The following is a 10,398-nucleotide window of genomic DNA, read 5'->3' as shown; positions in this document are numbered from 1 at the left end:
AAAAGCAGTAAAAAATTTACCTAATTTTAAACCAAGAAAAACATCAGTAAAATAACTCTTCATTTTCTAAAGAATAAACTGTCCAGTTTAAACCGGAATTAGGTGTACACTTTCACCGGAATAATCAATCAATGCTTAAAAACTTCTGTCCGCAATTTTGCTCTCAAAAACTTTGCATCGCACGTTTTATTTGTTGGCAATAATATGCTGACAGGTCAAAATGCTTTTGCTTTTAGTCCAAACATAAAAGAGGTAAAAGCAATTAAAACACTTCATAAAGCAATTACACAGCTCAAAAAAGATTTAAAAGCACAAGGTAAAAAAGTGCATATAACGAGTATAAAAGATTTTACTGCAAAAGAAATTGAGCCTTTACAAGCCGAATTTAAAAACAATTATACTTTTTCGACGCAGCCCAATATGGTTTTTGAAATCAATAAAAATTGGAAAACCGAACAAAACTATATCGATGCTTTGTCAAAAAAATATCGAGATCAGTACAAGCGGGCTCGAAAAAAATCTGAAGGAGTCGAAAAGAAAAAAATGTCACTTGCTGATATTCGAAAATATGAAGATGTTATTTATGAGTTGTATTTTCATGTGGCAAAAAATGCGCCTTTTAATACTTTTTTCTTAGCTCGAAATCATTTTAGCTTTTTTAAAGAAATCATGAAAGATGATTTTTTGCTTTACGGTTATTTTCTAGATGAAAAACTAATTGGCTTTAATACATTGATAAAAAATGGTGCTGTAATGGACACCTATTTTTTAGGGTATGATGAAAGTATTCAACGCGAAAAAATGCTTTATTTAAATATGCTTTATGATATGATTGCCTATTCCATTAATCAAGGTTTTTCATCAATTGTATTTGCTAGAACCGCTCTTGAAATTAAAAGTTCTGTTGGTGCAAAACCAGTAAAAATGTATGGTTTAATTACGCACAGCAATGCATTAATCAATCACAATATTGCCAGATTTTTTAATTATCTGGAACCTAAAACAGAATGGCAGGAACGAAATCCTTTTAAATAGTTATAAAAAACTTTGGCAAAGTTCAATTTTTACTTACGGAATTGCTATTTTCATCTGCTTATGCAAAATATGAACTTCTAGATTAGTCTGTGCTCCACAATATTCACCATCAATCTGAAAATTGACTGGATAGTCTGTTTTTATTGTTGCTTTATCTGTCGAAATAATAACAATATCATCAGAATCAATTGGCATATTACCTGTAATAATTTTTCCGATCAACAATAAATCGAGACTTTTTAAAATTACTAATTCAAATTTTCCGTCATTCATCGCTCCATTCGGATTAATGACTACTCCTGTTCCATACTTTTGTGAATTGGCAATTACAAGCATTCTAGCCGTATGCTCAACTTCTTCATTATTGGCCAAAATAGTTGCAATAAAAGGTTCCTCTGACTCTTTTAGAGCTGAAAACGCCTGTAAGGCATATCCCCAAAAACCTCTTAAATCACTTTGCTCGTAGTTTTTTACCAAGTTGGCATTTAATCCAAGATCGCTTAAATGAATACTTTTTTTACCGTTTATACAAATCATATCCATCTCGATATAATGGTGCAAAAATGCAATTCTGAGATTCTCTTCAATACTTGATGGTAAGTTTAAATCGACTGAAAGACCATTAGCAGAACCTGCAGGTAAAATTCCCAGAATTATGTCGTATTGCTCCATTGCTTCCGCCACCATTTTAATGGTTCCGTCACCTCCAGCTATAATAATTCGTTCTGGATTATATTGATTGTATAGTGTTTGTATTTCTTTTAGATCATTTTTCCCTGTGGTTTCATAAACCTTCAAATTAAAATGATTTACTGCTGCAAATTCTCTAACAGCATCGATTAAATCTGTTTTATCAAGATCTCCAGAAATAGGATTTACAACAAATAGTATATTCTTTTTCAAAATTTTATTTTTAAAACCAATTAAAATAATTAATTTACAGTACTCTATAAAAGTACGGAATTAATGAAACCAATTTTACAATTATATCGAGGTTACGCCAATGAAGAGGAATTAATTGTAATGGGGCATGTCTTTAAAAGAACTTACGACTACGATTTTCAGAAAAAAAACTTCAAAAATGCCAGCTCGATTATCAATCAGTTTAGGATAAAAACGCTTGAAAATTTTGATGTTTATTTAAAATACGGTAACCAAGAGATTCACACAAAAACATTGGATGATGGTTATTTTAAATTTTGTATTCCGCTTGAAAAGGAAACGCATTTTGGATGGATCGAGTATGAAGTAAGCATAAAATATGAATCTAAAATTATTGTTTCAAAAGCAAATTTCATTAGACCGCATAAAGGAAATCTAGGAATTATATCTGATATTGATGATACTTTTTTGATTTCGCATACTCAGAATATCTTTAGGAAAATATACATTTTACTCTTTAAAAATGTAAATGACCGCAGAGTCTTCAAAGATGTTGTATCGCATTATCAAGCCTTAAGTTCTGCCGGACGTCATAATACTGAGGGCGAAAATGCTTTTTTCTTTATCTCAAGCAGTGAATGGAATTTATACCGATTTATTGTAAAATTTGCCAAAATACACCATTTACCGAGAGCTGTAATTCTATTAAAAGACATTAAACGAAGTCTTACTGACTTTTTTATGAGCGGACGGGGTAATCATGATCATAAATTTGATAAAATAAAACACGTTTTAGAATTCTATCCCAATCTTAAATATGTATTATTGGGTGACGATTCACAGCAAGATCCGGTTTTATATGAACGAATTTGTAAAATTTTCCCTGTTACTGTAGTTGCTGTTTACATAAGACAAACTGGTAAATCTCAGAAGAGTGAAGTAAAAAAAGTGCTGCAAAATTTAGAATCTTTAGATGTTGCCGTTTGCTATTTTAAGGAAAGCAGCGAAGCAATTGCGCATTCTAAATCTATTGGGATTATTTAAATAGTTTTTAGCTGTAAATAAAGTAGGAAGTGATATAGAATTTTCAGGCTGAGCGAAGTATAAAAAACCTTTGACAAAGTTTGAAACTTTGCCAAAGGTTTATATGTTTATTTTTTGTTTCAGGTTTCAGGTTCTGTAACGTGAAACTTTAAACTTGAAACAAATCTATATTAAGCATTAAAGTTATCAATCTCTTCCTGAACTATTTCCCAGTCTAAAAGCAATTGGTCAAGATCCTGCTTCTTTTTATTGTAAGCAGTAAAGAATGAAGCATCTTCAATATGTTTGTCATAATTAGAAGCCAGCATTTTATCGTCATGCTGAATATCTTTCTCTAATTGTTTGATTTGACTCTCTACTTTACTCAAACGGTTTTGAAGCGCTTTTCCTTTTTTCTGATCTTCATAAGAAGTTTTATTGTTTTCTTTTGGAGCTGCTGTTTTTACAACATCTTTTTTCTCAACTTCACGCATATTTTCTAAATTACGCTGTTCTAAGAAAAAATTAATATCTCCTAAATATTCTCTGATTTTTTGATCTTTGAATTCATAAACGATATTCGACATTCCTTGCAAGAAATCCCTGTCGTGAGAAACCAACAGTAAAGTTCCACCAAATTTTTGAAGAGCGGCCTTTAAAACGTTCTTAGATTTAATATCTAAGTGGTTTGTTGGCTCATCCATTAACAACACATTGATTGGCTGTAATAACAGTTTACAAAGTGCCAAACGGTTACGTTCTCCTCCAGAAAGTACTTTTACTTTTTTCTCTACATCGTCGCCACGGAATAAAAACGAACCTAACATATCACGAACTTTAGAACGATTCGTATCTGTCGCCGCATCTTCCATAGTTTGAAGCAAAGTAATTTCGCCATCTAAGTATTCCGCTTGATTCTGTGCGAAATAACCCAATTGCACATTATGTCCTAGTTTGATATTTCCCTGGTACTCAAACTCATTAACCAATGCTTTAATAAAAGTCGATTTTCCTTGTCCGTTTTGACCGACAAAGGCAATTTTACTGCCTCGTTCAACCAATAAACTAATATCTTTTAAAATCGTCTTATCGCCGTAAGCTTTTGTAACATCTTCGGCTTCAATAACTACTTTTCCAGGTTCTTTTGAAACTGGAAATGAGATATTCATTACTGAATTATCGTCTTCGTCAACTTCGATTCGTTCAACTTTATCTAACTTTTTAATCAACGATTGCGCCATTGAAGCTTTTGAAGCTTTTGCACGGAATTTCTCGATTAATTTTTCTGTCTCTTCAATTTTCTTTGCCTGATTTTTTTGCGTTGCTAGTTGCTTTTCGCGAATTTCATGACGCAATTCTAAATATTGAGAATACGGTTTATTAAAGTCGTATGCTTTTCCTAAAGAGATTTCGATTGTACGGTTTGTAACATTATCAAGGAACATTTTATCGTGCGATACAATTACTACAACTCCAGGATAATTACGAAGGAAGTTCTCTAACCAAATGATACTTTCGATATCTAAGTGATTGGTTGGCTCATCTAGAAGCAATACATCGTTTGCCTGCAAAAGTAATTTTGCTAATTCTATACGCATTCTCCAGCCTCCAGAGAACGTTTCGGTTTGATTATTAAACACTTCTCTTTTAAAACCAAGTCCTAAAAGAATTTTCTCTGTATCTCCAACATAATTATAACCTCCTAAAAGATCAAAACGATGTGTATAATCAGATAAATCCTCGATGATCTGACTGTATTCTTCACTTTCATAATCAGTTCTGGTAACTAATTGATGATTGATTTCTTCCAGTTTTTTTTCGACAACCTTAATTTCGGTAAAAGCTTCATAGGCTTCTTCAAGTACGGTTCTTCCCTGCTCAAAATCAATATCCTGACGCAGAAATCCCATTCTGATATCTTTCTCTTGAGAGATAACTCCTGAATCTGGAGCAAAATCTCTTGCTAACATTTTTAGCATTGTCGATTTACCAGCTCCGTTTTTACCAACAAGACCTACGCGGTCGCCGGCACCTAAACGAAAAGTAACTTCTTCAAATAAATATGTTCCTCCAAAAGAAACCGAAAGATTGTGTATATTAAGCATAATTTGTGACTATTGTTGCAAGCAGTATTCGTACAAAAATGTACCTTTGTTTTAAATTTTTTGCAAATGTTAAAAAAAGGATCCAAACTAAATAGTATTTTAACAGGAAGTTGTCCAAAATGTCAAAATGAGAGCATGTATTCAGACAAAAACCTGCTTCATTTGACTAATGTTCTAAAAATGAACGAGAATTGCAGCCATTGCGGTTTCAAATATCAAATTGAACCTTCGTTTTTTTATGGCGCAATGTATGTAAGTTATGGTTTAAATGTTGCAGTAGGAATTGCTGCTTTTATTGTTTCATTTGTGTTTTTTGGAGCCAATATTGAACAGTCTTTTATAGCCATAGTAATTACACTAATTCTATTGTTTCCATTCGTTTTACGACTTTCTAGAAACTTATACATTAATATGTTTGTTTCTTATGATCCAGAAACAAATCGAAAGTAACTTATTTTCTCTTTTTATAGAATCGCTGAATATCAATTGTTGGATCTAACGGCTTTTTGTTTTCGATAAAATCAAATAAATCTTTAGCCATTGCAGGACCTAGCATAACACCTCGCGTACCTAAACCATTCAGTAAATGAAGTGATTGCTGTTTATCATGTGTTCCGATAATAGGTCGCCTATCGCGAACCGTTGGACGAACACCGCCAAAATGAGATACGATTTCGAACTCACAATTGATAATTTCCTTAATTCGTTCGACTAATTCAGTCTTACCTTCTTCTGTTGGCAGATCTGTTTTGTCTTTCCAATTATAAGTTGCTCCAACTTTGTACAAATGATCGCCTAAAGGCAAAATAAAGACACTGGTGTTTACAATTACATCTAGATCTAGTTCTGGTGCTTTTATGATAAGAAGCTCTCCTTTTGTACCATCAAGTGGTAATTCTTGAAAAAAAGGATTGGCATGAAGCCCAAAGCCTTCTGCGAAAATTATATTTTTTGCTTGATATCCTTTGTATTGAACTGAATTATCATTAATTGTTACTTTTGAATAATCAAATGTCTCTTGCAATAACAAATTATTCTCTAAGAGATACTCCTTATATTTATCTAATAAAAGTGAGGTGTCAACATAACCAGTATGTAAAACTTCACCATAATCAAAGGGAGAATCTATACCAAAATATTTTGTAAAGATTAAATTCGTTGAAAGAAATGGTGCCAAAAGAGGTTTATCTGAGGCTGCAAACCAATTGTTTTGCTCTTCTATAGAGAAAAACTTTCTAAGAATTGGCAGTTTAAAATTAAATTTTGTTTTTAGTTTAGTTTCAACATGATTATAAAAATCTTCCATTAATACAAGCTGCTCTTCTGCTTTCCAAACCTCGCTGAAGCGCTTTAAAATAACAGGATTATATAATCCTCCTGCAACTCGAGATGAATTTTGAGAGTTATCACTAATTACTAAAATAGATTTGTTGTTTCTAAGTGCAATCTCTGCAAATGAAATTCCAGCTAAACCAGATCCAACGATAATATAATCAAACATGTGTTGTATAGATAAGATAAAAAAAACTCTTACTACAAAGGTAGTAAGAGTTTCGCTTATAATTTAATATTAGAGCATTAGTAGTTCCACATATCTTCTTCGAAGTTACGAATTTTCTCTTTTACTCGTTCAGATTCTAACAATTGCTGCTGTGCATTATCTCTCATATAATCTTTAATTTCACGATCGCCATACATATTCTCTTCCTTGTAAATTATAGCATTAAATCGTCTAGAATTTAAAACCTGATCAAATGAAATTGGTGCTGCAGAATTCTTGTCATTAAAAGCTTTTGCCTGATTCAAAACATCTCGAGCATTTGGAAAAAATACCCAAAACAATTCGATATAATCCTTTTCATCACTATTCATAGTATAAACGTCTGGCGTAACAGGACAAATTCCAAGCAAACGATATTTTAATTCACTTTGACGTTTATCAAAATACCAATATCCTTTAATTTTATATTGTGTAACATCAGCAGCGGTAAGATCCTGCTTCAAAATATACTCGGCAGGAACTGTTCTTGTTGGACCAACGGTTTGGTCTACATACGAAACAACTTTCTTTTTACCGGTTCCGGTAACTACTTTTTTCTTTACAACACGAGTTTTATAATCATCTGGATATTGATTAATAAGTTCCCTTCCTGCATCTGTAGTATCAATACGAGTCAACGAACCTTCAATATCTTTCATTGATTTTTTGGTATTAAAATAACTATCCGAATATACTTCGGTTATTTTACCCTCTCTGATTGCTCTTGTCAAAACATCATAAAGCGAACGCCTATCTGGACCAATGTTTGCAGTATCTACAGGGAAATACAACGGAAAATTGATCTTTTCATTTAGATCAATGATCTCCCATGTTGTCTTGCCCATCAAAACATCTCTATCATCCACATAGCCATAAGATAATGGCTTATCGTTATCAGAAATAAGCCTTCCAGGAGATTTTTGCCCAATTTGATCAACTGTCTTAGCATTAAGCAAATTTGATTGTGCATTTGAAGCAAAACTTCCCACAATAAAAACAGAAAACATTAAAAACCTTGTTACTTTCATCATAATCATATTATTAAGACATTATAACGTAAAAATACAAAGTTTGTTGTTATTTTTCCTACAACAAGTTGAAAAATAAATTCAACCTTAAAAAACAACTAAATCCGAAGCTCTTTAAAATGCAGACAAAATAAAAAAACTCTTACTACAAAGGTAGTAAGAGTTTTTCTTAAAATTTAATATAGATACTTAATAGTTCCACATATCTTGCTCGAAGTTACGAATCTTCTCTTTTACTCGCTCCGATTCTAACAACTGATTTTGAGCATTATCCTTCATATAATCACTGATTGCTCTGTCTCCATACAAGTTCTCTTCTTTGTAAACAACTGCGTTGAAACGACGAGAATTTAATATCTGATCAAATGAAATTGGAAGTGCCGAATTGTTATCATTGAAAGCTTTTGCTTCATGCAGCGCTTCACGTGCATTTGGGAAGAAAACCCAGAATAATTCGATATAATCTTTTTCGTCACTGTTCATTGTATAAACATCTGGCGTTACAGGGCAAATTCCAAGCAAACGATACTTCAATTCACTTTGACGTTTGTCAAAGTACCAATATCCTTTAATCTTGTACTGTGTAACATCAGCAGCAGTCAAGTCTTGTTTCAAAATATATTCTGCAGGTACAGATCTTGTTGGACCAACTGTTTCGTCTACGTAAGAAACAACTTTTTTCTTACCAGTACCAGTAACAACTTTTTTCTTAACGACACGTGTTTTATAATCATCCGGATATTGGTTGATTAATTCTCTACCAGCATCTGTTGTATCAATACGAGACAATGCACCTTCGATGTCCTTCATAGACTTTTTAGTATTGAAATAACTATCGCTGTACACTTCAGTTATTTTCCCTTTTTTGATAGCCTTCGTCAAAACGTCGTAAAGAGAACGTCTATCTGAACCAATATTAGCTGTATCAATAGGAAAGTATAATGGAAAATTGATTTTTTCATTTAAATCAATAATTTCCCAAGTAGTTTTTCCCATCAAAACATCTCTATCATCCACATAACCATAAGCTAAGGGCTTATCGTTATCAGAGATAAGCTGAGCAGGAGTTTTAAGTCCAATTTGGGCTGGTGTTTTCGCGTTAAGCAAATTAGATTGCGCATTAGAAGTTAAACCTCCAGCGATAGAAACAATAGCTATTAAAAAATTTCTTACTTTCATCGTGGTATCATTATAAGATATTGAATGTAGTTTTCACTACTTATATTATTGTATTTCGTAAATTACCGGAGCAGTTCTTGGCAATAAATAACTACCAGCTCCAACAAGTTTAGTTTTAATTTCAGAAATAGTAACTTGGTCTCCTTTACCAGCTCTAGAAAGAACTTGTTTACATTGAGCATTTAATCTGTTTCCACTTACAACAACCGTAGGCTGTCCAGCAATTTTCATATTAAATCCTACAACATCTAAACCAACTTCAAAATCAAAATCAAGTAATTTAGCTCCAATAGTAGCAATTTCTAAGTTAGATTTAGGTCCTTTTACAACACCCATCTCACCTCTAATTGTTCCTGTTGGACCAGGAATACCTTTAATTCTGAACGTTTTCTTATCTGTTACTTTATCTCCATTTGGTAATGTTCCTGTTACAGAAATTGTAGCTTCTGTACCTTGACCAGGGCTCATATTATATTTTCCAGGTTTTCCAGCTGAAGCTAAACCAGGAGCACTTGCAACAATTTTATTAGCATCAACACCTGCGAATGATACAGAGATTGGGTTAACAACTCCTCTATAAACAACATTCATTTTATCAGCAGAAATTGTAGCAGAGTTTGGACGTGGTACAACAACATATTTTCCAGAAAACTTAAGCGGAATAGTTTTTCCATCTTCTAAGAAAGTGAACTGTCCATTAATGTCTTGCTCTCCAACACCACCTGCAGTTAACGAAATAACAGCTTGTCCATTAACAATTTGTCCTGGCCCTTGGAATGAAGTAGGTGTTGTATTTTCATCATAACGACCTAAAACTACTTTACCAGTCACTTTTTCTCCTTGGAAATAAGCATTTTTATCTAAAACAACAATTGCTTGATAATTGCTGTAAGATGCCGCAGCAACTGCCGCTTTTCCTAAAGCACTGTTGTAAACATCTGCTTCAACTTTTTGAACATCATTCTGCCAAGCTGAAAGCTTTGCAGCAGATGCAATTGCAGGAAATCCTTTGAAGTGATAAGCTAAATATTTTTCTTTAATTCTGTCTTTATTTTTTACATCAGAAACGTCGAATTTTTTTTCAACTTCTGAAATAATTGCAGCATATTTTTTATCTGTTCCTAAAGCCGCTTTAATATCTGATTTGTATTTTTCGATTTTAGCGATAATTTCAGTACCTTTTTTAGTGTACCCGTCTCCTGTAAACCAGTCATCGATATTATCACCTCTGTCCATAGACTCGTAAGGCATTTTTCCTGTTGCTTTATCAACTTCAAAACCTTTAACGGCCTGTGCTTTAAGAGTAGCTATATAATCATAAAATTCTTTTGAAATTGTTTCTACTTTATGAGCTGTTGTTGCTGCTGCTGTAAACTCTCCTTTTGCTTCTGCAGCTTTTTGATCTAAAGCAGTTAATAATCCTTTGTTTGTTTCAATTGAACTCTTATTTGAACCTTCAAATTTTTCGTTCATTAGACCAAAAGCAGATATAACTTCTTTTGATACGTTCATTGCTAACATTGCGATGAAAACCAGATACATCAGGTTAATCATCTTCTGTCTAGGGGTTAATTTTCCTCCTGCCATTTTTTCTAATTAGTTCTTA

The 10,398-nt window shown here is 32.8% G+C and carries 9 protein-coding genes; 3 read left to right on the top strand and 6 right to left on the bottom strand.

All coding sequences use genetic code 11. The features are described 5' to 3' along the window. The first annotated feature begins 102 nt into the window (after positions 1-102). A complete protein-coding gene (locus ACHRVL_RS21235) occupies positions 103-1,035 on the top strand; it encodes a GNAT family N-acetyltransferase (protein WP_395415319.1) in 933 nt (310 codons plus the stop codon). A gap of 33 nt (positions 1,036-1,068) precedes the next feature. Here the strand turns inward: ACHRVL_RS21235 and ACHRVL_RS21230 are convergent, their stop codons facing one another. Continuing rightward, positions 1,069-1,938 (bottom strand): diacylglycerol/lipid kinase family protein, encoded by an 870-nt coding sequence (locus tag ACHRVL_RS21230; protein WP_395415318.1) that lies wholly within the window; start codon positions 1,936-1,938, stop codon positions 1,069-1,071. A 63-nt stretch (positions 1,939-2,001) separates the two neighbouring features. Here ACHRVL_RS21230 and ACHRVL_RS21225 point away from each other — a divergent pair, with 63 nt between their 5' ends. Then, the gene (locus ACHRVL_RS21225; RefSeq protein ID WP_395415317.1) at positions 2,002-2,961 is read left to right on the top strand and encodes an App1 family protein; all 960 of its coding nucleotides are present in this window, start codon (positions 2,002-2,004) and stop codon (positions 2,959-2,961) included. A gap of 170 nt (positions 2,962-3,131) precedes the next feature. Here ACHRVL_RS21225 and abc-f read toward each other — a convergent pair whose 3' ends face one another. Continuing rightward, positions 3,132-5,045 (bottom strand): ribosomal protection-like ABC-F family protein, encoded by a 1,914-nt coding sequence (gene abc-f, locus ACHRVL_RS21220; RefSeq protein ID WP_089053977.1) that lies wholly within the window; start codon positions 5,043-5,045, stop codon positions 3,132-3,134. A 66-nt stretch (positions 5,046-5,111) separates the two neighbouring features. On the opposite strand from abc-f, the gene ACHRVL_RS21215 reads away from it, so the two are divergent. Next, on the top strand, positions 5,112-5,495 hold the full coding sequence (locus tag ACHRVL_RS21215; protein WP_370432485.1) for a DUF983 domain-containing protein: 384 nt from the start codon (positions 5,112-5,114) through the stop codon (positions 5,493-5,495). 1 nt (position 5,496) lies between these two features. On the opposite strand, the gene ACHRVL_RS21210 is transcribed toward ACHRVL_RS21215, so the two are convergent. The 4 genes from ACHRVL_RS21210 to gldM all read right to left on the bottom strand — a co-directional run bounded on the left by ACHRVL_RS21210 (position 5,497) and on the right by gldM (position 10,379). Beyond that, entirely contained in the window at positions 5,497-6,546 is a 1,050-nt protein-coding gene (locus tag ACHRVL_RS21210; protein ID WP_395415316.1) for an NAD(P)/FAD-dependent oxidoreductase, read from the bottom strand. 77 nt (positions 6,547-6,623) lie between these two features. Further along, complete coding sequence (gldN, locus tag ACHRVL_RS21205) at positions 6,624-7,613, bottom strand: gliding motility protein GldN (protein ID WP_395415321.1); 990 nt, start codon at positions 7,611-7,613, stop codon at positions 6,624-6,626. 189 nt (positions 7,614-7,802) lie between these two features. Further along, positions 7,803-8,792, bottom strand: a complete 990-nt coding sequence (gene gldN / locus ACHRVL_RS21200; RefSeq protein WP_089053981.1) for a gliding motility protein GldN — start codon at positions 8,790-8,792, stop codon at positions 7,803-7,805. A 45-nt stretch (positions 8,793-8,837) separates the two neighbouring features. Beyond that, positions 8,838-10,379 carry a gliding motility protein GldM gene (gldM, locus tag ACHRVL_RS21195; RefSeq protein WP_395415315.1) on the bottom strand — a complete coding sequence of 514 codons (1,542 nt, stop codon included), beginning with the start codon at positions 10,377-10,379 and terminating at the stop codon, positions 8,838-8,840. Between the last annotated feature and the right edge of the window lie 19 nt (positions 10,380-10,398).

Source organism: Flavobacterium sp. FlaQc-28, assembly GCF_044007415.1.
Lineage (GTDB): Bacteria > Bacteroidota > Bacteroidia > Flavobacteriales > Flavobacteriaceae > Flavobacterium.
Note: the sequence above shows the minus strand (reverse complement) of the source record. Positions and strands in the feature narration are given on the sequence as shown.

Bases quoted from the DNA above. Each gene is read 5' to 3' on its own strand.
- gldN (WP_395415321.1), bottom strand. From the start codon at position 7,613: ATGAAAGTAACAAGGTTTTTAATGTTTTCTGTTTTTATTGTGGGAAGT.
- ACHRVL_RS21215 (WP_370432485.1), top strand. From the start codon at position 5,112: ATGTTAAAAAAAGGATCCAAACTAAATAGTATTTTAACAGGAAGTTGT.
- gldM (WP_395415315.1), bottom strand. From the start codon at position 10,379: ATGGCAGGAGGAAAATTAACCCCTAGACAGAAGATGATTAACCTGATG.
- ACHRVL_RS21210 (WP_395415316.1), bottom strand. From the start codon at position 6,546: ATGTTTGATTATATTATCGTTGGATCTGGTTTAGCTGGAATTTCATTT.
- gldN (WP_089053981.1), bottom strand. From the start codon at position 8,792: ATGAAAGTAAGAAATTTTTTAATAGCTATTGTTTCTATCGCTGGAGGT.
- abc-f (WP_089053977.1), bottom strand. From the start codon at position 5,045: ATGCTTAATATACACAATCTTTCGGTTTCTTTTGGAGGAACATATTTA.
- ACHRVL_RS21225 (WP_395415317.1), top strand. From the start codon at position 2,002: ATGAAACCAATTTTACAATTATATCGAGGTTACGCCAATGAAGAGGAA.